Source organism: Caballeronia mineralivorans PML1(12) (assembly GCF_001028175.1).
Classification (GTDB): domain Bacteria; phylum Pseudomonadota; class Gammaproteobacteria; order Burkholderiales; family Burkholderiaceae; genus Caballeronia; species Caballeronia mineralivorans.
This window is the reverse complement of the sequence record NZ_AEJF01000016.1, coordinates 19,090-41,621: the sequence shown is the minus strand read 5'-3', so window position 1 is coordinate 41,621 and position 22,532 is coordinate 19,090. Positions and strand designations below refer to the sequence as shown.

The 22,532-nt window shown below is 59.6% G+C and carries 24 protein-coding genes; 18 read left to right on the top strand and 6 right to left on the bottom strand.

Going from position 1 to position 22,532, the window contains the following annotated elements; translation table 11 throughout:
* Positions 1-356 precede the first annotated feature (356 nt).
* Positions 357-2,366 (top strand): acyltransferase family protein, encoded by a 2,010-nt coding sequence (locus EOS_RS02685; RefSeq protein ID WP_082163195.1) that lies wholly within the window; start codon positions 357-359, stop codon positions 2,364-2,366.
* A 214-nt stretch (positions 2,367-2,580) separates the two neighbouring features.
* Here EOS_RS02685 and EOS_RS02680 read toward each other — a convergent pair whose 3' ends face one another.
* On the bottom strand, positions 2,581-2,868 hold the full coding sequence (locus EOS_RS02680; protein WP_047845060.1) for a DUF7669 domain-containing protein: 288 nt from the start codon (positions 2,866-2,868) through the stop codon (positions 2,581-2,583).
* Positions 2,869-3,117: 249 nt separating this feature from the next.
* On the opposite strand from EOS_RS02680, the gene parS reads away from it, so the two are divergent.
* The 4 genes from parS (at position 3,118) to groL (ending at position 6,682) form a co-directional block, all read left to right on the top strand.
* Entirely contained in the window at positions 3,118-3,648 is a 531-nt protein-coding gene (parS, locus tag EOS_RS02675) for a type II RES/Xre toxin-antitoxin system antitoxin (protein ID WP_082163194.1), read from the top strand.
* The gene (locus tag EOS_RS02670; RefSeq protein WP_047845059.1) at positions 3,645-4,115 is read left to right on the top strand and encodes an RES family NAD+ phosphorylase; all 471 of its coding nucleotides are present in this window, start codon (positions 3,645-3,647) and stop codon (positions 4,113-4,115) included. The genes parS and EOS_RS02670 overlap by 4 nt, the downstream gene beginning before the upstream one ends.
* A gap of 510 nt (positions 4,116-4,625) precedes the next feature.
* Positions 4,626-4,916, top strand: a complete 291-nt coding sequence (locus EOS_RS02665) for a co-chaperone GroES (protein WP_031362728.1) — start codon at positions 4,626-4,628, stop codon at positions 4,914-4,916.
* A 125-nt stretch (positions 4,917-5,041) separates the two neighbouring features.
* Positions 5,042-6,682 (top strand): chaperonin GroEL, encoded by a 1,641-nt coding sequence (groL, locus tag EOS_RS02660; RefSeq protein ID WP_047845058.1) that lies wholly within the window; start codon positions 5,042-5,044, stop codon positions 6,680-6,682.
* Positions 6,683-6,799: 117 nt separating this feature from the next.
* On the opposite strand, the gene EOS_RS02655 is transcribed toward groL, so the two are convergent.
* From EOS_RS02655 to thiD, 3 genes are read right to left on the bottom strand one after another with little or no spacing between them, the layout of a single operon-like run.
* The gene (locus EOS_RS02655) at positions 6,800-7,231 is read right to left on the bottom strand and encodes a hypothetical protein (RefSeq protein WP_047845057.1); all 432 of its coding nucleotides are present in this window, start codon (positions 7,229-7,231) and stop codon (positions 6,800-6,802) included.
* Positions 7,224-8,039, bottom strand: coding sequence for a DUF72 domain-containing protein (locus EOS_RS02650; RefSeq protein ID WP_047845056.1), 816 nt, complete (start codon positions 8,037-8,039; stop codon positions 7,224-7,226). The genes EOS_RS02655 and EOS_RS02650 overlap by 8 nt, the downstream gene beginning before the upstream one ends.
* A 25-nt stretch (positions 8,040-8,064) precedes the next feature.
* A complete protein-coding gene (gene thiD / locus EOS_RS02645; RefSeq protein ID WP_047845055.1) occupies positions 8,065-8,934 on the bottom strand; it encodes a bifunctional hydroxymethylpyrimidine kinase/phosphomethylpyrimidine kinase in 870 nt (289 codons plus the stop codon).
* Positions 8,935-9,290: 356 nt separating this feature from the next.
* Here thiD and EOS_RS02640 point away from each other — a divergent pair, with 356 nt between their 5' ends.
* Complete coding sequence (locus tag EOS_RS02640) at positions 9,291-9,461, top strand: rubredoxin (RefSeq protein ID WP_025527884.1); 171 nt, start codon at positions 9,291-9,293, stop codon at positions 9,459-9,461.
* Positions 9,462-9,789: 328 nt separating this feature from the next.
* A complete protein-coding gene (locus EOS_RS02635) occupies positions 9,790-11,148 on the top strand; it encodes a hypothetical protein (protein ID WP_047845054.1) in 1,359 nt (452 codons plus the stop codon).
* 4 nt (positions 11,149-11,152) lie between these two features.
* Here the strand turns inward: EOS_RS02635 and EOS_RS44100 are convergent, their stop codons facing one another.
* Positions 11,153-11,350, bottom strand: coding sequence for a deoxyribodipyrimidine photo-lyase (locus EOS_RS44100; protein WP_075645275.1), 198 nt, complete (start codon positions 11,348-11,350; stop codon positions 11,153-11,155).
* A gap of 29 nt (positions 11,351-11,379) precedes the next feature.
* Between EOS_RS44100 and EOS_RS02630 the strand changes: the two genes are divergently transcribed.
* From EOS_RS02630 to rfbD, 10 genes are all read left to right on the top strand, one after another.
* Positions 11,380-11,958, top strand: coding sequence for a YqgE/AlgH family protein (locus EOS_RS02630; RefSeq protein ID WP_047845053.1), 579 nt, complete (start codon positions 11,380-11,382; stop codon positions 11,956-11,958).
* Positions 11,955-12,413 carry a Holliday junction resolvase RuvX gene (ruvX, locus tag EOS_RS02625; RefSeq protein WP_047845052.1) on the top strand — a complete coding sequence of 153 codons (459 nt, stop codon included), beginning with the start codon at positions 11,955-11,957 and terminating at the stop codon, positions 12,411-12,413. The genes EOS_RS02630 and ruvX overlap by 4 nt, the downstream gene beginning before the upstream one ends.
* Positions 12,400-12,915, top strand: coding sequence for a bifunctional pyr operon transcriptional regulator/uracil phosphoribosyltransferase PyrR (gene pyrR, locus EOS_RS02620; protein ID WP_047845051.1), 516 nt, complete (start codon positions 12,400-12,402; stop codon positions 12,913-12,915). Before ruvX ends, pyrR begins: the two co-directional genes overlap by 14 nt.
* 54 nt (positions 12,916-12,969) lie before the next feature.
* Positions 12,970-14,001 carry an aspartate carbamoyltransferase catalytic subunit gene (locus EOS_RS02615; protein WP_047845050.1) on the top strand — a complete coding sequence of 344 codons (1,032 nt, stop codon included), beginning with the start codon at positions 12,970-12,972 and terminating at the stop codon, positions 13,999-14,001.
* 16 nt (positions 14,002-14,017) lie between these two features.
* Positions 14,018-15,295: a dihydroorotase gene (locus tag EOS_RS02610; protein ID WP_047845049.1), complete on the top strand. Its 1,278-nt coding sequence runs from the start codon at positions 14,018-14,020 to the stop codon at positions 15,293-15,295.
* Positions 15,296-15,307: 12 nt separating this feature from the next.
* On the top strand, positions 15,308-16,117 hold the full coding sequence (locus tag EOS_RS02605) for a lysophospholipid acyltransferase family protein (RefSeq protein WP_047845048.1): 810 nt from the start codon (positions 15,308-15,310) through the stop codon (positions 16,115-16,117).
* A gap of 254 nt (positions 16,118-16,371) precedes the next feature.
* Positions 16,372-17,451, top strand: coding sequence for a dTDP-glucose 4,6-dehydratase (rfbB, locus tag EOS_RS02600; RefSeq protein WP_047845047.1), 1,080 nt, complete (start codon positions 16,372-16,374; stop codon positions 17,449-17,451).
* A gap of 18 nt (positions 17,452-17,469) precedes the next feature.
* On the top strand, positions 17,470-18,363 hold the full coding sequence (gene rfbA, locus EOS_RS02595) for a glucose-1-phosphate thymidylyltransferase RfbA (RefSeq protein WP_047845046.1): 894 nt from the start codon (positions 17,470-17,472) through the stop codon (positions 18,361-18,363).
* Positions 18,348-18,899: a dTDP-4-dehydrorhamnose 3,5-epimerase gene (gene rfbC, locus EOS_RS02590; protein WP_047845045.1), complete on the top strand. Its 552-nt coding sequence runs from the start codon at positions 18,348-18,350 to the stop codon at positions 18,897-18,899. Before rfbA ends, rfbC begins: the two co-directional genes overlap by 16 nt.
* A gap of 13 nt (positions 18,900-18,912) precedes the next feature.
* A complete protein-coding gene (gene rfbD / locus EOS_RS02585) occupies positions 18,913-19,833 on the top strand; it encodes a dTDP-4-dehydrorhamnose reductase (protein ID WP_047845044.1) in 921 nt (306 codons plus the stop codon).
* 38 nt (positions 19,834-19,871) lie between these two features.
* On the opposite strand, the gene EOS_RS02580 is transcribed toward rfbD, so the two are convergent.
* Positions 19,872-20,726 carry a symmetrical bis(5'-nucleosyl)-tetraphosphatase gene (locus EOS_RS02580; protein ID WP_047845043.1) on the bottom strand — a complete coding sequence of 285 codons (855 nt, stop codon included), beginning with the start codon at positions 20,724-20,726 and terminating at the stop codon, positions 19,872-19,874.
* Between the two features lie 748 nt (positions 20,727-21,474).
* Here EOS_RS02580 and gmd point away from each other — a divergent pair.
* Complete coding sequence (gene gmd / locus EOS_RS02575; RefSeq protein ID WP_047845042.1) at positions 21,475-22,512, top strand: GDP-mannose 4,6-dehydratase; 1,038 nt, start codon at positions 21,475-21,477, stop codon at positions 22,510-22,512.
* The last annotated feature ends 20 nt before the right edge of the window (positions 22,513-22,532 follow it).

Below are 22,532 nucleotides of genomic sequence, written 5' to 3'. Positions count from 1 at the left end.
AGCGAGATGAACTGACGTGGTGTCACGTCACATTGGCGCGCTTGATGTTGCAGAGAAACTTTCCGATGCGCCGTTAGATTGACGCAAGTGCCGCATCTCGACAGCGGCACTCCGAATTCCGGAGCGGGTATCATTCGGCCCAACATCGAGCAGACCGGCTCCCGGGCGCTCGGACGAGCCAAGCAGACATCGCTGTGACGGACGGCCATGTCGGTCCATTCATGACTCCAGCACCGAAATACGGCCCAACAACTCGGCCCTCCCGCCTATGATCGACACTGATTCTCTTCGCCGTACGCATCATGCTCAAAGTTATCGTGCGGATGTAGATGGACTTCGTGCTTTAGCCGTCGTCGCTGTCATGCTGTGCCACGCTGGTTTCGCTGCGTTTCGCTGCGTTTCGCGGCGGGTTCGTCGGAGTGGATGTCTTCTTCACAATATCGGGTTTTGTCGTCACCAATTCGATAGTTGACGACTTGAATCGGAACGCGTTCTCGTTCAAAGAGTTTTACGCCCGCCGCGGAAAGCGTTTGATTCCAGCGCTTTACGCGATGCTAGCGGCGACGTTTGTATTCAGCCTGCTGTTTTGCGTACCAGAAGACACGTTTCGGCTCGGAAAAAACATCCTTGCCGTCGCGACCATGACGTCCAATATCTTCTTGGCCAAGCAAACTGGATACTTTGCTCCCGAGGCAACCGACCAACCGCTTCTGCACACATGGTCGCTCTCGGTTGAAGAGCAGTTCTATGTCGTGTTGCCGTTGCTGCTGGCCAGTCTATATCGTAAGGCGAGAAAATGGACAGCCCCCGTTCTCGTCGCGCTGACGATCGCCTCCTTCGCATTCGCGGTGCTACAGGCGCGTCGTGGATCTAGTGGCGCGTATTACTTTGCTCAGTATCGCGGTTTCGAATTCCTGATCGGCGCTCTGCTGGCCCTATACGAGAAAAAGCGTGCCGCCGGGAAAGCAGTCGTCTTTGATGTCGTCTTCGCTACAGGCATAGCAATCATACTGGCCGGTATTTTAGGGGTTAGCGTGGCTTCGCAGTTCCCGGGCCTTGGTGCTATCGTGCCTTGCGTAGGAGCGCTGATCGTTATCTATAGCGGCCGGCGTGCTCAATACGTTCATGCTCTCCTGTCGAATCGCGTCGCCGTTTTCCTTGGCAGGATCTCGTATCCGATCTACCTGTGGCACTGGCCGCTATTTTTTGCCTTCAGGCGATTTGGCGCGCACAGCGTGGTGGCCCTTGCGGCGGCAATGGCCGCCACGCTGGGACTTGCAGCCGTCACATATTGGGTAATCGAGCGTCGAGCGCAACGCGTCTCAATGGGTGCCGACAAGACCCTGCTGGCATACCTTGCGGTCCCTCTGCTAGCGGCCGGCATTGTCGCGGGCGTTGGCAAGCTGACAGATGGTTTCTTGTTCGCTTATCCTGCGAGGATTCAAGCAGATGTTCGCTGGTCAGGCACCGCACTTTTTGATATGCCGCGAGCCAAGGATTGCTGGTCGAAGGTGGCGGTGACCGCTGCAACCGACTGCATGCTCGGCAACCCGCGGGCCTCCGATAAAGCCGTCCTTTGGGGGGACTCGCACGCGTATCATTTGATTTACTTTTTCGACAAACTAGGAAGGGCAAAGCACATCGCGGTCCACGATCTGGCGCTGACGCTCTGTCCGCCGATCGAAAATGAACCATTGCATGCGGGCGATCCAACCTACGAGGACATTCATGCGCAATGCGTTGCTCACGACCGGGAGGTCATGAAATATGTGATGTCGAACGATGACATCAAAACCGTGTTCATGGCGGCCGCGTGGCAAAATTACCAAAACTACGCCACCGGTGAAAACGTGCAACCGAGTGGTCACGGATTCATGCCGAGGCAGTTGGAACGGGAGTTGGGAAACACAATCGGCAAGCTCGTTGTGGCAGGAAAACGTGTGGTTCTGGTAAATGACGTGCCAATGATCCCGAACGAGTTGATCAACTGCGCGTTCTACAACGACTTGTTTTTCCCGGTTCAAAAGCGTGTGTGTCAATTCGATGCCAGCATCGCGCAAGATCAGCATGCACCGATCAAAGCAATGCTTGGGCGTTTGAAGGAACAATATCCGCAGGTCGCTGTCATGCATACGTTCGATGTTCCGTGCAGTGACGGAGTATGCAAGCTCGACTTTGACGGTCTGCCTATCTATCGCTACAACGACTATCACCATCTAAGCCTTGCCGGTAGCTCGTTATATTTCGGAAAGTATGTCGAGAAACATCCGGGCGAGGTAAAAGAGATATTCGGCGATGACGATGGCGATGAAAGGATGCAAGCGGGTAATGGGGACGTCGCAGTTGCCAAAGTAGGCACCCAATAGCATCTCGGTCCCACTGAGCAAACATCGCTTTCGGGACCTCTGCGAATGGCTGCTTTATGGACAATCGAGTTGCCAGTGGGTCGATTGGCGACAGTCGCGGACGGGCTGAGTCCTCGCAAGAAGGGCGGCCTCCGGATTTTTTACCAACTGTGTCAGTAGTTTTTCACTTACCCGGCACCGATTTCACTTTGTGTGGCACCCGACAGGAGTGAAGCTAACGCTCGAAGTGCGCCAGCGTCCGCATCTCGGCGTGGGCCGATGACAGGGGAGCTCGACGCACGGGCATATTTTTGCGTACGCGCTGCGGCGGCTTAGGGTGGACACGCGAAGGCGCGTTGACCGAGCAAATAATGAGCTGGCAGTTGATCGTTTCCGATTTCAAATCGGGGTACTGCGCCCAAAGGAACTGCTTGACCTCTGGATAGGTCACCTCACGGCCGAGCGGCGCGATCGCGTCACGGATGAGTTGCCATATCGGCGGTCGATTAGTGGCGGCGTTCACGGGTCCTCGCGATTGGGTTGGTATGAACGCCAAGCAGCACCGTTTGGTTAGACGACTTGATACCACAAAGCGGTCGTGGCGGACATGGGTGCGCGGTGCGAGTTCAAACTCAAGTGAACAACGTTAAAAATTGAGTGGATCTCGACAAGCCTCCCTGTTTTACCAAACGGTAATGCGTTGGTTCCCCTTTGGTAGTCGTATATGCTTGACCCAAGTGGGTAAATCTTGTTACTCATTCGGGAGAATGTCATGGCGACGACAGAAGCAATCGCGGGACGGCAGCGTGCTCGCCGGGCAAAGGCAAGCGCCTCAGCCGCGAAATCAGCGGCGGCCGCACGGCTTGCACACATCGGCACCAGCGGACTAGGCGCGCAGGACGACGATTTCACGTTCTTTCTTGGTCTCGACCAGATCGAACAGTCTCGACTGATTCGCGACGGCATGGAGGCAGTGATCGTCAGCCGGATCGCCGCCGAATTGCTCGACATCCCGGTGCAAACGCTGCTTGCCGGTCTGCGCCTTCCTAGCAGCACGATCAACCGCAAGATCTCGCAGGGCGAGCGTCTCAGCGCGAGCGAGTCGGACCGTGCTGCACGCACGATACTGGCTTATGCGCAGGCCAAGGACGTGCTAGAAGACGAAAAGCTGGCCGCCGAATGGCTGCTGCGGCCCAGCGTCCAGTTGCGAGGCGAACGGCCCCTGGACATGCTGGATACGCAGACGGGGTTCGACCGTGTGCGTGACATTTTGGTGCGGCTCGAACATGGCGTTACCGTATGAAGGTGTTTCGTCTTGCAAAAGAGAAGCCCGGCAAGTACCGGGCCGATGACCTGAGCGGCAATGGTGCGGCTCTTGCCGGCGGGCGCTGGAATCCGCGGGGCGTGGCGGGGGTGTACACGTGCTGCCACGCATCGACAGCGGTCCTCGAGGCGCGCGTTCATGCGTCGGGTCTACTACCGGTGGCCAACTTCTACCTGGTCACGCTGGAAGTGCCGGACAAGGCTGTGTCGAGCGCTTACGTGCCGGATCTGCCGGATGACTGGAACGTGTTGGATCACGACCCGGCCTCAACAGTTGACCTTGCGAGGCAATGGCTGGAAGAGGGAAAACGGCTCGTGATGCGGGTCCCATCAGTGGTTTGCCCGAATGATGACAACCTGATCCTGAATCCAGCGCATCCGGGTATGAAGCATGTAGTGGTGGCGCACAAGCAGCACTTCGAGTTGGATCGGCGGCTTTTCAAATGAACCAGCGGCGATCGCGATCGCGTGGTCGCCGCACGAACAGGACCAAGACAGGCGGAGTGGTTGAGTATGAATCCCGTTGGAGCGAAGAAGTCCGGCACACCCTTCTTGGTCGCCAGTCTGACGGGTGTTTACCCTAGCTAGTATGGTGATCGCGCATTCAATTGTAGCCCGCTGATTCCCTGAATGGCCGTCCGCGCCTGAACTGGTGACGCCTAGTGGGTGCGCACGAGAAGGGTTTAAGTATATGTTTCAAAAGAAAATTATCTGATGGGGTCGAGTCTTTGCTGCAACGCAAGGTTCAGACTTAAGTGAACAAAGTTCAAAGTTAAGTGAATCTCGACACCTATTTCTTTTCCCCTGCCGATATCCCTTCTTGAAATTACCGATGGGTGTGCCATATACTTGGCACTCGTCGCACGAGAGTGCTAACAGTTTTCCGCCCGGTGGCCTTTTGGCTTGCCGGACGGGTTTCCCCGCGTATTTATAGTCTCAGTTAAGAGAGGAGTGTGTATGAACCTTCGTCCTTTGCACGATCGCGTCATCGTCAAACGTCTGGATCAGGAAACCAAGACTGCCTCGGGTCTCATCATCCCCGACGCTGCAGCTGAAAAGCCGGATCAAGGCGAAATCCTGGCCGTCGGCCCGGGCAAGCGCGATGACAAGGGTACGCAAAACGCCCTCGACGTCAAAGTGGGCGACCGCGTGCTGTTCGGTAAATACGCTGGTCAGACCGTCAAGGTCGACGGCAATGAACTGCTCGTGATGCGCGAAGAAGACATCATGGCCGTCCTGGTCAAGTAAATCACCTTCAAGTCCACTCGGCTTTCCTCGCCGGCGCGATCGAACCGTTGATTGATACGTCACAGCGAATCTCGCCCGGCCTGATGGACAAGTCAGAAAACTGAAACGAATCAAGGAGTTTGGATATGGCAGCTAAAGAAGTCGTATTTGGCGATATCGCCCGTGCAAAGATGGTCGAAGGCGTGAACATCCTGGCCAACGCGGTCAAGGTCACGCTGGGCCCGAAGGGTCGTAACGTGGTTCTGGAACGCAGCTTCGGCGGCCCGACGGTCACGAAGGACGGTGTTTCGGTCGCCAAAGAAATCGAACTGAAAGACAAGCTCCAGAACATGGGCGCGCAAATGGTGAAGGAAGTTGCTTCCCGCACCAGCGACAACGCCGGCGACGGCACGACGACGGCTACGGTTCTGGCCCAGTCGATCGTCCGCGAAGGCATGAAGTACGTTGCATCGGGCATGAACCCGATGGACCTGAAGCGCGGTATCGACAAGGCAGTCACGGCTGCTATCGAAGAACTGCGCAAGATCAGCAAGCCTTGCACCACGAACAAGGAAATCGCTCAGGTTGGCGCGATTTCGGCTAACAGCGATTCGTCGATTGGCGACCGTATTGCTGAAGCAATGGACAAGGTCGGCAAGGAAGGCGTGATCACGGTTGAAGACGGCAAGTCGCTGGAAGACGAGCTGGACGTGGTTGAAGGTATGCAATTCGACCGCGGCTACCTGTCGCCGTATTTCATCAACACGCCGGAAAAGCAAACCGCGATCCTCGAAAACCCGTTCGTGCTGCTGCATGACAAGAAGGTTTCGAACATCCGTGACCTGCTCCCGATCCTGGAACAAGTCGCCAAGGCTGGCCGTCCGCTGCTGATCATCGCTGAAGATGTGGAAGGCGAAGCTCTGGCAACGCTGGTTGTGAACAACATCCGCGGCATCCTGAAGACTGTTGCTGTCAAGGCTCCGGGCTTCGGCGATCGTCGTAAGGCCATGCTGGAAGACATCGCGATCCTGACTGGTGGTCAAGTTATCGCGGAAGAAACCGGCCTGACGCTGGAAAAGGCTACGCTGGCTGAGCTGGGTTCGGCTAAGCGCATTGAAGTGGCAAAGGAAAACACCACGATCATCGACGGCGCTGGCGAAGCTTCGGCAATCGAAAACCGTGTGAAGCAAGTTCGCACGCAAATCGACGAAGCAACGTCGGACTACGACCGTGAAAAGCTGCAGGAACGTGTCGCCAAGCTGGCTGGCGGCGTGGCAGTGATCAAGGTTGGCGCTGCGACCGAAATGGAAATGAAGGAAAAGAAGGCACGTGTTGAAGACGCACTGCACGCAACGCGCGCAGCTGTGGAAGAAGGCATCGTGGCGGGTGGCGGCGTTGCGCTGATCCGCGCTCGTCTGGCACTGAAGGACCTGAAGGGCGCCAACGCTGATCAGGACGCCGGCATCAAGATCGTGCTGCGCGCGATGGAAGAGCCGCTTCGCCAGATCGTCACGAACGGCGGCGAAGAAGCCAGCGTCGTGGTGGCAGCAGTTGCAGCCGGTACGGGCAACTTCGGCTACAACGCGCAAACCGGCGAGTACGGCGACCTGGTGGAAGCCGGTGTTGTGGACCCGACCAAGGTGACGCGTACGGCACTGCAAAACGCGGCATCGGTGGCAGGTCTGCTGCTGACGACCGACTGCGCTGTGTCGGAACTGCCGAAGGACGATGCTCCGATGGGCGGCGGTATGCCCGGCGGCATGGGCGGTATGGGCATGGATATGTAATTTCGGGCCCTGGCCTGAATTACATCGGCGCGCGGGGCTTCTCCGGAAGCTCGGCGTTTGCCAAAAGAAAAACCCGCATTGGCGACAATGCGGGTTTTTTTGTGGGTTGTCGAAACGCTATTTATTTTGTTCGCGCATTTGTTCGGCGGCCGCTTTGTAGTCGTAGGTCGGGTAGAACTCGGTGCGATAGCCGCCCCAAGCGGTATTTTCGATCGCACGATTCACTTCGCGCAGTTTATCGGCGGGCACTCGCAGCGTGACCACCTGCCCGATGCCCATCATCACGTACCACGAGACGACCTGAACGCCCGGCGGCGGAAACGCCTTGTAAAAGCCCTGCTCCTTCAGTTGTTCGTTGATCTTCGGTAGCGTCTTCGACTCATCGTGCTTCAAAAAGATGGTCAGCAAAAACGTGCCGTCGCCCACGGGCGTTGGGTTAGCGTTCGTGCCCGCAGTAGGCGCCGTCTGGGCGAATGCCGCAGCAGAACTGACAGCCAGCAACGCGCCCGCGATAACCCGCGCACCTAACCATTTCCTGCACTCAAGCATCGGCTTTCTCCGTCACGGCAGCGCGCTTCGGGCGCACGCTCAATGCCCTGCGGCTTTTCACGCGCAGTGCGTTGAACTGCGCGTGGCCGGCGGCGGTGTTGTCGAAGATGCACCATACGTCGTGCGCTTTTTTCGCCCGGTCATGCAGCGTAAGCGCGAGGGCATCGAGATAGGGGTATTCATACGATGAATGATACATTTCCGGCGAGCCATGCAGCCGGAAATACGCCAGCGACGTATCCGCCCGATGCGCGATGAAACAATCATCGGGTTGCGGATCGGCATCAACGTAGGCAATTTTGTTCGACTTCAGCAACGCAGCCGCGCCCTTCGTAAACCAGCTTTCGTGACGGGCTTCCAGCGCGACGGGAATGCTCGTGCGCTCGCGCATCGATGTCAAAAACTCTTCAACCGTGTCCGAATCGAACACGAGGCTCGGCGGCAGTTGCACGAGCCAGCAACCGAGCGTGCTGCCCAGATGAGTCGCGGATTCGAGGAAGGTGTCGAGCAGCGGTTCGCAGCCCGCGAGGCGCGCGTCGTGCGTAATGGCTTTCGGGATTTTCACTGAAAAGCGAAACGTGCTGGGCACGCTATCGCGCCAGCGCGCATACGTCTCTGCCCGATGCGGCCGATAAAAACTGGAGTTGATTTCGACGCAGGTGAGCACCTGCGAATAACGGGCGAGGTGAGTGCCTTCGCCGGGGAAGTGTTCCGCGACCGCGTCTGTCAGACCCCAGCCAGCGCAACCGACACGGACAGTGCCGGGGCTGTGCGTGAGTGAGTGGAGCGATGTTTTGCGCAGCGGCATGTGTCAGTCTCGCTCCAGAAAAGTCTCAATGGCGGGCTTCGCCCGGTGTAACCGGTGGTGCATCGACCACCACGGGCGGGGTTTCGTCGTCATCGTTTGAACGCGCCCAGAAAAAACGATCCGGCAAATATGCGCCCATGCCAGGCCTGAAGGCGGCTCGCGTCGCCTGGAATACATACTCTTGCGCCTCGCGCGCGGCTTCCGCCGGTTCCTGCCCATTCGCGAGCAATGCAGCGATGGCCGAGCCGAGCGTGTCGGTAATGCCCATCATGCGGTGCTCGGTACGGTCCCACGTGTCCTGCCTGATCTGGCCTTCCTCGCCATAAAGCGTATTCACATGCCGGTGCGTACCCGTTTCCGTCGCCAGGATGTACTCGCAACCCTGCGACAGCAGATGGGAGATCGCGGCGTCGAGCGTGGGCGCTTCGGCATCGCCGTCCGGCTGCGCGAGCTGCAGGAGCGTAGCGTGGTCGGCCACGAGCATGGTGGTTTGCGGCACCAGCAAATCTGCCATCGATTCACGCAATTCGTCCGCTGCCAGCACGTGTTCGTCGTCGAGCGTGAAGTCGGGCGCGAGGATCAGTGGAATATCGTCGTAGTCGGCGACGACTTCTGCAATCGCGCTGACCACTTCCGCGCGCGTCGCCGCGCCGATCTTGAAGGCCGCTACCGGCATGTCTTCCAGCAACATGCGGGCCTGAGTGCCGACGGTGTCGGGGTCGAGCCCGGTGACTTCGTCGCAGGTCGCCGAGTCGCGCACGGTGTAGCCCGTCAGGACGGTCAGCCCGTGGCAGCCCATGCTGGCAAGCGTCAGCAGGTCAGCCTGCAGGCCGGAGCCGCCGGTGGGGTCGGACAGGCCAAAGGTTAGAACAATAGGAGGGGTGTCGCTGGGCATCGGATTATTCGTTTGTTCAATCTATCGGCTATTTATCGGCTACTTATCGGTTGTTCAGGCAGCCGGACAATGAGTCGGCGCAAACGGCACGATTATGCGGCCTAAAGTCACGCCGGCACATGAGATGGCCTTTTTTTCGCACCGGAGTCGGGTGGAACCCGTGCGACGAGGACCGATACTTGGACCGATACTTGCTCAGAGGGCGTCGCGCACCGTGTAACGGTTTTCGGGCGGGAGAGCGGGAAAGCAGCCCGAATCCCGGCCGATCGGCCAGCGGTGCTGCTTTGCTAGGCATCGCGTCGCCAAACCGGTACCATCATGCACTCATTTAACCGATTGCCCGACGCGACATAAGTATGGAATACAGAAGCTGGATGTGCCTGATTTGTGGCTGGATTTACGACGAGGAAGCGGGATTGCCCGAGGAAGGCATTGCGCCGGGCACTCGCTGGGAAGACGTCCCAATCAACTGGACGTGTCCCGAATGCGGCGCACGCAAGGAAGACTTCGAAATGGTCCAGATCTGAGCACAGGCTTGGACGTCGTGCAGGAAAAACCGCGCCGCATGGATGGGATGCCTTCATGCGGCGCGTCTTCGTTTACCGCGTGGACAAATGGCGAGCGGTTTGCGTGACGCGTTTTGTCGCGGCGCGCATGATGACTAGTTAGACCAGTGAGCAGGAACGCTCGGCCAGAATCGACCCAACTCGACTCGTCCAGCGTGTGTCCGGGATGTATCGCCAGATGAGCGCCAGATGAGGGTTGCGGTGGCATGCATCGGCGAAATGCGCCCGGGTTCGATCAAGATCTATCCGATGCATTGCGGGGCGCCGCGCATCGGCTCGTGAGCGTTCCATGACAACTCAATCCGGCTTGACCAACACGTTCCAGGCATTGCCCAATCCGCGCGGGGGCGCCGTGCGGATTGCCGAGATGGCGCTGACCGACGCCTTGCATGCGTTCATGCGCGAAGGAGACACGCTCGGCGTCCTGCGCCGTGGGATTGGCGCGTTGCATTCGGCGGGCTGGCTGCCGGCTCAGCGCTTCGGCGAGACGTTGGTGCTGGTGTCGCCGCTGGCCGGATTGAGCGAAAAAACCCGCAACCAGTTCGCGGAGGCGTTGCGCGATTTCAGCGCGGCCGTGGAGCGTCGCAATCTGCGCGAACTCGCCTGTTCGACGCTGCTGTTCGATCATTATCGTGGGCTGCACGCGCTGATGGCCGCGCATACTCGCGCCGCGCCCGTGTCCTTCGACGACCTCGCGCTCGCCGGCCGCGCGATTCCGCCGGCTACGCTGCGTTCCATTTCCCCCGAACGGCTTGCGCGCGTCCGGGCGCACTACGAACGTGCGTTGCTGATGCTGTTGCGTTCGAAGGCGGGCGAGGGAAAGGGGGAGGCGGAAATTGTCTCGATCCTCGACGCCTGTCTCGCGGACCTGGCCGGTCCCGATCCCTACGATTTCTGGCGTCTTGCGGGCGCGGTGGTCGAGGCATTGCGTTTGCGGCCCGATCCCGACACCGCCGCCGACGCGCGTCGTCTTTACGCCCGCTTCAATCTGGTTCTCGCTGACCAGGCGCACGGTTTGTCGCATGCGCCCAAGTCGCTGGTGCGCGCAGCGCTCGCGCTGTTGTGGCGCGATTACGCGTTATACGGTGCGTCGGCGGAGGATTCCGTCCAGGTCGATGTGTTGCGCGATTATGGTTTGACGGTCGACTGGCACGTCGCGGCGTCGCAGGCGTCCGAAATTGCGTGGGAGCGCAATGCCGAGCAGGCGCGCGATGCTTCAACGCGGGATCTGGGCGTGTTGCGTGTGAACGCCGTTGCGTACGAAGATTTTCTGACGAGCGCGGAGCCCGCGATCGGTGCATTGATCGAGCATGGGATGTCGGCGCGGGAGGCTGGCCGCATCGACGTGCCGGCTGCGCTCAAAGCGGCCGACGCGGCTTACAGGCTGGGCGCGGCGGCGTGTGCGTTGGGGTTGGGTCATGTGGCGTTGCTCGCCGATACGCTGGGCCTCGCGTGGCGGCGAATTGCGTATGAGGCGAAGATAACGCCAGATGGCTCGCCGCTCGACGCCGCCATTCCCGAGCGCGCGGCTCAGGCGCTTGGCGCGATGCTGCATCAGGCTGCGGCGGGAATTGCGCCGTCAGAGGGCGGGGCGTCGGTGGCGGCGTTGACCGCGATGATCGAGCGGGGCATGGCTGTGGCGCGATAGGGTTTTATCGAGTTCGATCAGGCTGGCATGAATAAACGGCTTGCGACGATCGTTTTGAAGGTAGAGGCGAGAGAATTTCGCTGTCGAAAACGAAGGCGCACAGCACTCGGCGACAGCGTGTTACTGCGTGATAGAGTGCAGCATGGTCTGCTACGCGCAGGTCTCGTCGAAACCAGACTAGCCCCAGATCAAAGTCGGCCATCAAGCAGCGCCTTTGCTAAAATTCGAATTATGTCCAAGACTTCCGATCGCATCAATTTGACGAACCAGTTCCTGATCGCCATGCCCAGCATGGCCGATCCTACGTTCTCGGGGACTGTAGTCTACCTTTGCGATCACAGCGAGCGCGGTGCGCTCGGCCTGGTGATCAACCGGCCGACCGACATCGACCTCCAATCGCTTTTCAATCGTATCGACCTGAAACTCGAGATCGAGCCGCTCGTGCACCTGCCTGTCTATTTCGGCGGCCCGGTGCAGACGGAGCGCGGCTTTGTGCTGCACGATCCGGCCGACGGCGACGTCTACACATCGTCCATGAGCGTGCCAGGCGGCCTTGCCATGACCACGTCGAAGGACGTGCTCGAAGCGGTTGCCAGCGGCAAGGGGCCCGCCCGTTTCCTGCTCACGCTTGGCCACGCCGGATGGGGCGCGGGGCAACTGGAAGAAGAAATCGCCAAGAACGGCTGGCTGACTGTGGAAGCCGATCCGCGCATCGTTTTCGACGTCCCCGCCGAAGACAAGCTGCAAGCGGCGTTGTCGCTGCTCGGCGTGTCGCTCTCCATGCTGTCGGGCGAAGCGGGCCACGCATGACGGGTGAGGCCCGGACCGAAGCCACGCTGCTCGCCTTCGACTACGGCGAGAAACGCATTGGCGTCGCGGTCGGCAACACGTTGACCCGGCACGCCCGGGCGTTGACCGTGCTTGAAAACCGCAGCCGTGAATATCGCTTCGAAATGGTGGGTCAGTTGATCGCCGAATGGAACCCGACCACCGTGATAGTCGGCCTGCCGATGCATCCCGACGGCACGCCGCACGAAATGACGCAATTGGCCACACGTTTCGGCAATCAATTAAACGGTCGTTTCAGCGTGCCGGTGAGCTGGGTGGACGAGCGGTATTCATCAGTGGAAGCGAAGGCCGAATTGAAGCGCAACGGCGTGAAGATGAACGCAAAGGGCCGGTACGACGATATCGACGCCGAAGCTGCCCGGGTCATCCTCCAACAGTATCTAGACGGACTTGACGACAATCATGAGTTCCATTGACGCCGAGGCGCTGTATCGCGAGTTGCTCGGTCAGATTCGCGCGGCTTATGGCGAGTCGCTGACGCAAGCAGGCGGTCCGGTGCTCGCGGGCATATACAGCGGCGGCGTGTGGCTGGCCGAACGGCTCGCGAAAGACCTGAACGTGGCCGGGTTCGGCGTGGTGAACGTGTCGCTGCATCGCGACGATTACGCCAAAAAGGGCCTGCACAGCCAGGCCAGCCCGACCTCGCTGCCGTTCGATGTGGACAATCGGAAAATCCTGCTGATCGACGACGTGCTCTCCACGGGCCGAACCGTGCGCGCAGCCGTCAATGAGCTTTATGATTACGGCCGCCCGGCATCGGTGGAATTAGCGGTGCTCGCCGATCGCGGCGGCCGCGAGCTACCGGTGGCGGCGCGTTTCACCGGCGGCGTAGTCGATGTACCCGCGAACGCCACGCTCGTGCTCACGCAGCGCGACGACGGCACGCTGGCGTTCACGACTGAAGCTCGCACGGACTAAGAACCGCTTCGCTGCATCTCTCTCTACAAGAAACAACGCACCACCAGGATTGACATGAACACGGCCACTCAGGGTTCTGCCGAAAGCAGCGTGCCGGACAGAAAACCGGCGTCTTCGCGCTACGGTTTTCTCAAAGGTAATCCGCAGCTCACGAAGAACGGCGAACTGAAGCATCTGCTTACCATAGAAGGCCTACCGCGCGCGATCGTCACGCATATTCTCGATACCGCCGAACAGTTCGTCAGCGTGACGGATCGCGAGATCAAGAAAGTGCCGCTGCTGCGCGGCAAGTCTGTCTTCAACCTGTTCTTCGAGAACTCCACGCGCACCCGGACCACGTTCGAGATTGCCGCGAAGCGACTCTCGGCGGACGTGATCAACCTGAACATCAATGCGTCGTCGACCAGCAAGGGCGAATCGCTGCTCGACACCATCAACAACCTCTCCGCGATGCACGCCGACATGTTCGTCGTGCGTCATGCGTCGAGCGGTGCACCGTATCTGATTGCCGAGCACTGCGCGCCGCACGTGCATGTGATCAATGCCGGCGACGGGCGTCATGCGCACCCGACGCAGGGCTTGCTCGACATGTACACCATCCGCCATTACAAGCGCGATTTCACGAATCTGCGCGTGGCGATTGTGGGTGACATCCTGCATTCGCGCGTAGCCCGTTCGGATATCCACGCGCTGACCACGCTCGGCGTGCCCGAAGTGCGTGCGATTGGGCCGCGTACCTTGCTGCCGGGCAATCTCAACGAGATGGGCGTGCACGTGTATCACAACCTCGACGAAGGTCTGAAGGGCGTCGATGTGATTATCATGCTGCGGCTGCAGAACGAACGGATGAGCGGTGCGTTGCTGCCGTCGGCGCAAGAGTATTTCAAGTCCTGGGGACTGACGCCCGAACGTCTTGCGCTGGCTGCGCCGGACGCTATCGTGATGCACCCGGGACCGATGAATCGCGGTGTGGAAATCGATTCGCAAGTGGCCGACGGCCCGCAATCGGTGATCCTCAACCAGGTCACATTCGGAATTGCCGTGCGCATGGCGGTAATGGGCATCGTTGCCGGAAATAGTGATTAAACCCGCGACTAATTACATGAAGATTCATATCCAGGGCGGCACGCTCATCGACCCGGCTGCGGGCACCGAAACACTCGCTGATGTGTTCATTGCGGCGGGGAAGATCGTGGGTATTGGCGATGCCCCCGCCGATTTTCACGCGGCTCGCGTGATCGATGCGAAGGGTCTCGCCGTCGCGCCCGGTTTCGTCGATTTAAGCGCGCGGCTGCGCGAACCGGGTTTCGAACACAAGGCCACGCTCGAGTCGGAAATGGCAGCGGCCGCGGCCGGCGGCGTGACAAGCCTTGTCTGTCCGCCCGATACCGATCCCGTTCTCGATGAACCGGGTCTCGTCGAAATGCTCAAGTTCCGTGCGCAGAAGCTGCATCAGGCGCACGTGTATCCGCTCGGCGCGCTGACCATGGGGCTCAAGGGCCACGCGATCACCGAAATGGTCGAGTTGACGGAGTCGGGGTGCATCGGCTTCTCGCAAGCGGATACGCCGATTGTCGATACGCGTACGCTCTTGCGCGCGCTGCAATATGCGACCACGTACGGTTATGCCGTCTGGCTGCGTCCGCAAGACAGTTATATGGCGAGCGGCGGCGTGGCGGCGAGCGGGGCGGTCGCGTCGCGGCTGGGGTTGTCGGGCGTGCCGGTGTCAGCGGAAACCATCGCGTTGCACACCATTTTCGAGTTGGTTCGGGTGTCGGGTGCGCGGGTGCATTTGTCGCATTTGTCGTCGGCGGCCGGCGTTGCGCTGGTCCGGCAGGCGAAGGCCGAAGGCTTGCCCGTTACCTGCGATGTGACCATCAACCACGTGCATCTGACTGACGTGGATATCGGTTACTTCAACTCGCAATTCCGCCTCGATCCGCCGCTGCGCTCGCAGCGCGACCGCGATGCGATTCGCGCGGGGCTGGCGGATGGCACCATCGATGCAATCTGCTCCGATCACACTCCGCTCGACGACGACGAAAAGCTGCTGCCTTTCGCCGAAGCCACGCCGGGCGCGACGGGGCTTGAACTGCTGCTGTCGCTGACGGTGAAGTGGGCGCGGGAGGCGGGGGTGCCGTTATCGAAGGCGCTTACGCGCATCACGACCGCGCCGGCCGCCGTGCTCAAGGTGAGCGCCGGTCGTATTGCGGCAGGCGAGACGGCCGATATCTGCCTCTTCAATCCCGCCGACGAATGGCTCGTCGAACCCGCGAAGCTCAAGAGCCAGGGGCACAATTCGCCGTTCCTCGGCTACGAACTTCCGGCGCGCGTACTCATGACGATCGTGTCGGGACATATTGCGTATGAAGCGCGTTGACGGATCCTGACCATGCTCGCCTTCCGTAAGGCCCGGATTTTTGCGCATCTGCTGCACGGTATGTGGACCGTCGCAACACGTTTCCCCAATGCGACGCCGCAGGTGCGCATGGAGCTGAACCGCGCGTGGTCGGTCGAAATGTTGCGCCGATGCGGGATGAAGCTCGTCGTGCACAACGATCAGGCGCGGCTCGATAACGGCGCGCTGGTGGTCGGCAATCACGTGTCCTGGATCGATATCTACGTGGTCAACGCATGGCGGCCGACGCCTTTCGTCTCGAAGGCGGAGGTCCGGAGTTGGCCGGTCGTCGGCTGGCTCGCGCAGCAACTCGACACCATATTTCTCCAACGCGAAAAACGTAGCGACGCCAAACGCATCATGCATGAGCTGGCGCAGCGGCTGGTGCGTGGCGAATTGATGTGCGTGTTCCCGGAAGGGACAACGTCGCTTGGCCGCGACTTGCTGCCGTTCCACTCCAATTTGTTTCAGGCGGCTGTGTCGGCGGCTTGTCCGGTGCAGCCGATCTGTCTGATGTACGAAGACGCGAACGGGCGGCAGTCGGAGGCCCCGGCTTATATCGATGACCTGACGCTCCCCTTCACGCTGAACGCCATGCTTCGCGATACGCCACTGACGGCGCATCTTTACGTCTGCGATGCGATTGCACCGAGTGCCGACCGGCGCGTGCTGGCGAGGCAAGCGCAGGCGGCGGTGGAGGCGGCATTGCGGCGGATGCAGGAGGGGCTGAGCGTATCGAGTGCGGCCGTTCTTGAAGATGTGGGTGCGGTTGGTGAGTTCGAAGCGGTGACGCCGCGGCACTGAGCGGTTTCAGTCGACGATTGCGCGGCAGTTTGGGCGACCCGCGCGGGCGTTGATACCGGACCGAACACAACGCACGCCACGCGCAACCTCGAAGCCGCTGCACATAAAACCCATCTCGCCGCTAACGTACGACGCGAGACCTATACTTGATCGACCCGCCCAGACGCGCGGTCATTGAGCGGCCATGAGCAGAACGAGAACGCACGACATCAGGCGTGTGTCATGCGTGGACCCTAACGGCTTAGAGAGCTTTTATGATTCTGGTAACGGGCGGTGCTGGATTTATCGGCGCTAATTTCGTGCTTGATTGGCTGAGCGCGTCCAGTGAAGCCGTGCTCAACGTAGACAAGCTGACCTACGCCGGCAATCTGGGGACGCTCAAGTCATTGCGAAGCAACCCTAAGCACATTTTCGCGCGTGCGGACGTCTGCGATCGCACAGTCATGGACGCGCTGCTCAGCCAACATCAACCCCGCGCGATCCTGCATTTCGCCGCCGAAAGTCACGTCGACCGGTCCATTCACGGACCCGCTGAGTTTGTGCAGACCAATGTGGTCGGCACGTTCACGTTGCTCGAGGCGGCGCTTGCCTATTGGAAAGCCTTGCCCGTCGCCGATCAAGCGGCGTTTCGGTTTTTGCATGTATCGACGGATGAAGTATTCGGCTCGCTTTCGCCCGACGATGCCCCGTTCTCCGAAACCACGCCCTATGCACCGAACAGTCCTTATTCCGCGACTAAAGCAGCGTCCGATCATCTGGTGCGCGCTTATCTGCATACCTATGGACTTCCTGTCGTGACGACGAATTGTTCGAACAATTATGGGCCGTACCAGTTTCCCGAGAAGCTGATTCCGCTCGTCATAGGGAATGCGTTGAGTGGCAAACCCTTGCCCGTTTACGGCGATGGCCGGAACATCCGTGACTGGTTATACGTCGGTGACCATTGCGCGGCGATTCGCGAAGTGCTGGCGCATGGCAGGCTGGGCGAAACGTATAACGTTGGTGGCTGGAACGAGAAGACCAATCTCGATGTGGTGCACGCCGTGTGCGACTTGCTCGACCGGTTGAAGGCGAAGCCGGCCGGTTCGTACCGCGACCAGATCACCTATGTGGCGGATCGCCCGGGCCATGACCGCCGCTACGCCATCGATGCCCGCAAGCTCGAGCGTGAACTCGGCTGGAAGCCGGCGGAAACGTTCGAAACCGGCATCGAGAAAACGGTCCAGTGGTATCTCGACAATCAGGAGTGGGTCGACGAAGTGGCTTCGGGTGAATATCGAAAGTGGGTCGAGGCCAACTATGCGCTGCGCGCGTCGACTCTATCAACTCAATAAGCCGAACAAGGACTGACGATGGCGCGCAAAGGCATCATTCTCGCCGGTGGCTCGGGGACGCGGCTCTACCCGATCACCCACGTTGTCTCGAAGCAGTTGCTGCACGTGTACGACAAACCGATGATCTACTACCCGCTCTCCACGCTGATGACCGCGGGGATTCGCGATGTATTGATCATATCCACGCCGCAGGACGCGCCGCGTTTCGAATCGATGTTCGGCGACGGCAGCCAGTGGGGCATGAACGTCCAGTACGCCGTGCAGCCGTCGCCGGACGGGCTGGCGCAGGCGTTCATCATTGGCGAGCAGTTTATTGGCGACGATCCGTGCGCGCTGATTCTTGGCGACAACATTTTCTATGGCCATGACCTCGGCAAGCAACTCGAGCATGCCAGTGCAAAAACCGACGGCGCGACGGTTTTTGCATATCACGTGCAGGATCCCGAGCGTTACGGCGTGGTCGAGTTCGATGCGAATTTCCGCGCGCTGTCGATAGAAGAAAAGCCGGCGGTGCCGCGCTCGCACTACGCGATCACCGGCCTCTATTTCTACGATAACAACGTCTGCGAGATAGCCGCTGACATCGAACCATCGTTGCGTGGCGAGCTCGAAATCACCGACGTGAATTCGTTTTATCTCGCGCAGGGCAAACTCGACGTGGAGATCATGGGCCGAGGATTTGCATGGCTCGATACCGGCACGCCCGATTCGTTGATGGACGCCGCGAAGTTCATCGCCACATTACAGAAACGCCAAGGCCTGATGGTTGCGTGTCCTGAGGAAATTGCCTACCGGCGCGCATGGATCGATGGCGAGCAATTGCAGAAGCTCGCACACCCGCTCGCGAAAACTGCCTACGGACAATATTTGCTCAACCTGCTGACGAGCCAAGTCGTATGGCCATCCAAGTAACCGCTACGGCGTTGCCGGAGGTTGTAGTCATCGAGCCGGAAGTTTTCGGCGATGCCCGCGGCTTTTTCTACGAAAGCTTCAACAGCCGCGACTTCAGCGAGCACGTGAAGGCGGGCGTTGAATTCGTGCAGGACAATCATTCGCACTCGGTTCGCGGTGTACTGCGTGGGCTGCATTATCAGATCGAGCATGCCCAGGGCAAGCTCGTTCGTGTGACGGAGGGAGAGGTGTTCGATGTCGCCGTCGATATCCGCAAGAGCTCTCCCCGATTCGGCCAGTGGAGCGGCGTGAAACTATCGACGCAGAACCGTCGGCAGGTGTGGGTGCCGCCGGGGTTCGCGCATGGTTTTGTCGTGTTGTCGGAGTCGGCGCAGTGCCTGTATAAGACGACCGATTACTGGTACCCGGAGCATCAGCGAAGCATCATCTGGAACGATCCCGCAATCGGGATTCAATGGCCGATCGACTTCGAGCCTCTGCTTTCCGCGAAGGACGCTGCGGGTGTGCGCCTGGCCGATGCCGAGCATTTTGCATGAGAACCCATCGATCATGACCGGACCCGAGCGGAAGCTTATTTTGCTCACGGGCGCCAACGGCCAGGTCGGCTTCGAACTGGCGCGTTGTCTGCAGGGTTTGGGGCGCGTGGTGGCGCTGGATCGCGGCGGTCTTGATCTTGCTGACTCCGATCAGATCCGGCGAGTCGTGCGTGAACTGGCGCCCGCGCTGATCGTTAATGCGGCGGCTTATACGGCAGTGGATTCAGCCGAAAGCGATGCGGCTGCCGCGATGCGTCTCAATGCACACGCGCCGGCTTTGCTGGCGCAGGAAGCGAAGCGGCTCGGCGCGTTGCTGGTTCATTACTCCACGGATTACGTCTTCGATGGCACAAAGGACGGTCCGTACGACGAAGGCGATGTGGCGAATCCGTTGAACGCCTATGGCAAAAGCAAGCTTGCCGGGGAGCAGGCGATTGCGGCGACGGGTTGTGCGCACCTGATTTTCCGGACGAGTTGGGTGTATGGCGCGCGAGGCAAGAACTTCCTTCGAACGATGCTGCGACTCGGCGCCGAGCGTGACGAGTTGAGCGTGGTGGCCGACCAGATTGGCGCGCCGACGTGGTCGAGGACCGTCGCGACGTTGACGGCCGATGCGTTGTCGCAGCTTCTCATCCACGATCAGGACGAGTGGATGCGAAGCTCGGGCATTTACCACCTGAGCGCTTCTGGCGCGACCTCGTGGTGCGGCTTCGCGCAAGCCATCTTCGACAACTCGACGCTGGAGAAGAAGCCAGTGGTCAAAGCGATCCCCACGGCTGCCTATCCAGGCTATCCAGGCTATCCAGAATATCCAACCCCTGCGGCGCGGCCGAGGAATTCCCGGCTATCGAATCAAAAGCTGTTCACCACGTTTGGCCTGACAGCGCCAGACTGGCGCGAGGCGCTGCGGCTCTGCATGACGGATTTGCTTTAACTCCACGCTGCAGAGCCTTCAGTCGATATCAGTCGATATCAGTCGACAACCGCGCGGCAATTCGGGCAATCCACTTGCGTCACCGTGCGTTCGACCGGATCGCTTGCGAGGCGTACCGCTGTCAACTCTTCGCCCCAGACACAACCTGAATCGAGGCCGATGACGTTATCGCGGATGATGAGACCCAGCGCTGCCCAGTGGCCGAACACGACCGTGATGTCCGATGTCCCGCGCTCCGGCACGTCGAACCACGGCATGAAACCCGGGGGCGCCGAATCCACGCCGCCGCTGGACGAGAAGTCCATGTCACCTTCGGCTGAACAAAAGCGCAGGCGGGTCAACGCATTGCACACCACGCGCAGCCGGTCACTGCCCTTGAGTTTGGGTTTCCAGCGGTTTGGCTCGTTACCGTAGAGGCTCGCGAGCGTTTCTTTCCAGTTCGGCGCACGCAGCGCGCGGTGGAATTCATCAGCGAGTTCTAGTGTCGTTGCCACGTCCCATTGCGGCAGGACGCCCGCGTGAACCATCAGCATGCCGTGATCGAAATGCGCGATCGGGCGATGCCGGACCCAGTCGAGGAGATCGGCGGCGTCGGGAGCGGCCAGGATTTCGTCGATGGTGTCGCCTTTCTTCGACTTCCGGATACCCGCCGATACGGACAGCAGGTGCAGGTCATGATTACCGAGGACAGCGACGGCGCGATCGCCGAGCGCGATCAGGTCGCGCAGCGTGGCGAGCGATTCGGGGCCGCGATTGATGACGTCTCCGGCGAACCAGAGCGGTGTGGTGTCGCTCGGCGCGGCTTTGCTCAAGAGGCGCTGGTACGCTTCGCGGCAACCCTGGATATCGCCGAATGCGAGGGGAACGGGGTGTTGCGGGAATAAAGATGCCATGTGGGAACGATGCGAAGAATGAATCTATTGCCGGCACGGGCACGGCGCGTGAACGGACCTTATGGCACCGAGCTTTAAGTAGCGAGTGTCTGCCGGGACCGCTCTGGAGATGCTGGAGATGCTCTGCCGGGCTTCGGCGGGTTTTGCGTGGGCTTGGTACTCGCCGCGCAAACCGGTCAAATCAACATGGCATGATAACCGAGGTGGTCCGAGGCTTGCTGGGTATTGGAGACGAAGGACCAGCCGTGTAATTTCTGCCTCGGGCAATGCCCGACGGGTCCGAGCAGCCTCCACGGGGTACAACCGCCGTTGACGGCCTAGCCGTGGCAAATCCATTAGCGCATTTGAGCCTGCTGCGACGCTCCCGGGCTCGCTATAAGTGTTGTGAAAACGGTCATTGCGCGCGCTTTAATGATTTTTTGATCGTTTTTTCACTGCTTACAATCAATCGGGTCGACCTTGACGGATTTATCTGAATAATTTTTCGATCAGCATTCCGGCGGTCGATCCGATCCGGATCGATCAATCCGGGTTCGGTGTCTGCAATTTTTTCCGGACTGTATTTGAGTCAGCGGGTGACTCGCGGGCCGCGACGGCCTGCGAGTATGCGGCATGTTTTGTGTCCCGGCCGCAGAAGCAGATGTCTCGTCGGACAAAGCGTTTTGCGCGTCGGATATAATCAGCACTATTTTTGAGCCATACCCGCCATTGCGTCGAATTTACTTGATGGTGGGTTTTTCGAAGGGAGATGGAATTGACGAGCGCAGTTGTGACTGGCATCACGGGGCAAGACGGGGCATATCTCACTCAATTGCTGCTGGAAAAGGGCTATGACGTTCACGGCACCTATCGGCGCACGAGTTCGGTCAACTTTTGGCGGATGGAGGAGCTGGGCGTCCTGAATCATCCTAAGCTGCATCTCGTCGAACACGATCTGACCGATCTGGGCGCGTCTATCCGCCTGTTCGAAAAGGCGCAGCCGCGCGAGGTTTATAACCTTGCCGCGCAAAGCTTCGTGGGCGTGTCGTTCGACCAGCCGGCTACAACCGCCGAAATCACCGGCGTGGGCGCGCTGAATCAACTGGAAGCCATCCGCATTGTCGATAAATCGATTCGCTTCTATCAAGCGTCGACGTCGGAAATGTTCGGCAAAGTGCAGGCCATTCCACAAAAGGAAGACACGCCGTTTTATCCACGTAGCCCATACGGCGTCGCCAAGCTGTACGCGCACTGGATCACCATCAACTATCGTGAGTCATACGATATATTCGGTTCGAGTGGCATCCTGTTCAATCACGAATCGCCGTTGCGTGGCCGTGAGTTCGTCACGCGCAAGATCACGGATTCCGTCGCCAAGATTTCGCTCGGCAAGCTCGATGTGCTGGAGCTCGGCAATATCGATGCGAAGCGCGACTGGGGTTTTGCGAAGGAATACGTGGAAGGGATGTATCGGATGCTTCAAGCCGATGAACCCGATACCTTCGTGCTGGCCACCAACCGCACGGAAACGGTTCGCGATTTCGTCACTATGGCCTTCAAGGCGGTCGGTATTGAACTGAGCTGGCGCGGTGAGGCGGAAAAGGAAGAGGGTGTCGATTCGAACGGCAAGGTGCTGGTGCGGGTCAATCCGAAGTTCTATCGTCCGGCGGAAGTGGAATTGCTGATCGGCGATCCGACCAAGGCTAAGGAAAAGCTCGGCTGGGAACCGAAGACCACGCTCGAGCAGCTCTGCAAGATGATGGTCGAGGAAGACCGGCGCCGTAACAAGGAGGGCTTCTCGTTCTGAATGGGATGGTCGCACGTGCA

Excerpts from the sequence above, each read along its gene's own strand:
- EOS_RS02635 (WP_047845054.1), top strand. The coding sequence starts at position 9,790 with ATGACAACTCAATCCGGCTTGACCAACACGTTCCAGGCATTGCCCAAT.
- pyrR (WP_047845051.1), top strand. The coding sequence starts at position 12,400 with ATGAGTTCCATTGACGCCGAGGCGCTGTATCGCGAGTTGCTCGGTCAG.
- gmd (WP_047845042.1), top strand. The coding sequence starts at position 21,475 with ATGGAATTGACGAGCGCAGTTGTGACTGGCATCACGGGGCAAGACGGG.
- EOS_RS02640 (WP_025527884.1), top strand. The coding sequence starts at position 9,291 with ATGGAATACAGAAGCTGGATGTGCCTGATTTGTGGCTGGATTTACGAC.
- rfbC (WP_047845045.1), top strand. The coding sequence starts at position 18,348 with ATGGCCATCCAAGTAACCGCTACGGCGTTGCCGGAGGTTGTAGTCATC.
- groL (WP_047845058.1), top strand. The coding sequence starts at position 5,042 with ATGGCAGCTAAAGAAGTCGTATTTGGCGATATCGCCCGTGCAAAGATG.
- EOS_RS02580 (WP_047845043.1), bottom strand. The coding sequence starts at position 20,726 with ATGGCATCTTTATTCCCGCAACACCCCGTTCCCCTCGCATTCGGCGAT.
- EOS_RS02610 (WP_047845049.1), top strand. The coding sequence starts at position 14,018 with ATGAAGATTCATATCCAGGGCGGCACGCTCATCGACCCGGCTGCGGGC.
- EOS_RS02655 (WP_047845057.1), bottom strand. The coding sequence starts at position 7,231 with ATGCTTGAGTGCAGGAAATGGTTAGGTGCGCGGGTTATCGCGGGCGCG.
- EOS_RS02630 (WP_047845053.1), top strand. The coding sequence starts at position 11,380 with ATGTCCAAGACTTCCGATCGCATCAATTTGACGAACCAGTTCCTGATC.
- rfbD (WP_047845044.1), top strand. The coding sequence starts at position 18,913 with ATGACCGGACCCGAGCGGAAGCTTATTTTGCTCACGGGCGCCAACGGC.
- EOS_RS02670 (WP_047845059.1), top strand. The coding sequence starts at position 3,645 with ATGAAGGTGTTTCGTCTTGCAAAAGAGAAGCCCGGCAAGTACCGGGCC.
- EOS_RS02615 (WP_047845050.1), top strand. The coding sequence starts at position 12,970 with ATGAACACGGCCACTCAGGGTTCTGCCGAAAGCAGCGTGCCGGACAGA.
- EOS_RS02665 (WP_031362728.1), top strand. The coding sequence starts at position 4,626 with ATGAACCTTCGTCCTTTGCACGATCGCGTCATCGTCAAACGTCTGGAT.
- EOS_RS02650 (WP_047845056.1), bottom strand. The coding sequence starts at position 8,039 with ATGCCGCTGCGCAAAACATCGCTCCACTCACTCACGCACAGCCCCGGC.
- EOS_RS44100 (WP_075645275.1), bottom strand. The coding sequence starts at position 11,350 with ATGGCCGACTTTGATCTGGGGCTAGTCTGGTTTCGACGAGACCTGCGC.
- ruvX (WP_047845052.1), top strand. The coding sequence starts at position 11,955 with ATGACGGGTGAGGCCCGGACCGAAGCCACGCTGCTCGCCTTCGACTAC.
- thiD (WP_047845055.1), bottom strand. The coding sequence starts at position 8,934 with ATGCCCAGCGACACCCCTCCTATTGTTCTAACCTTTGGCCTGTCCGAC.
- rfbA (WP_047845046.1), top strand. The coding sequence starts at position 17,470 with ATGGCGCGCAAAGGCATCATTCTCGCCGGTGGCTCGGGGACGCGGCTC.
- parS (WP_082163194.1), top strand. The coding sequence starts at position 3,118 with ATGGCGACGACAGAAGCAATCGCGGGACGGCAGCGTGCTCGCCGGGCA.
- EOS_RS02605 (WP_047845048.1), top strand. The coding sequence starts at position 15,308 with ATGCTCGCCTTCCGTAAGGCCCGGATTTTTGCGCATCTGCTGCACGGT.
- rfbB (WP_047845047.1), top strand. The coding sequence starts at position 16,372 with ATGATTCTGGTAACGGGCGGTGCTGGATTTATCGGCGCTAATTTCGTG.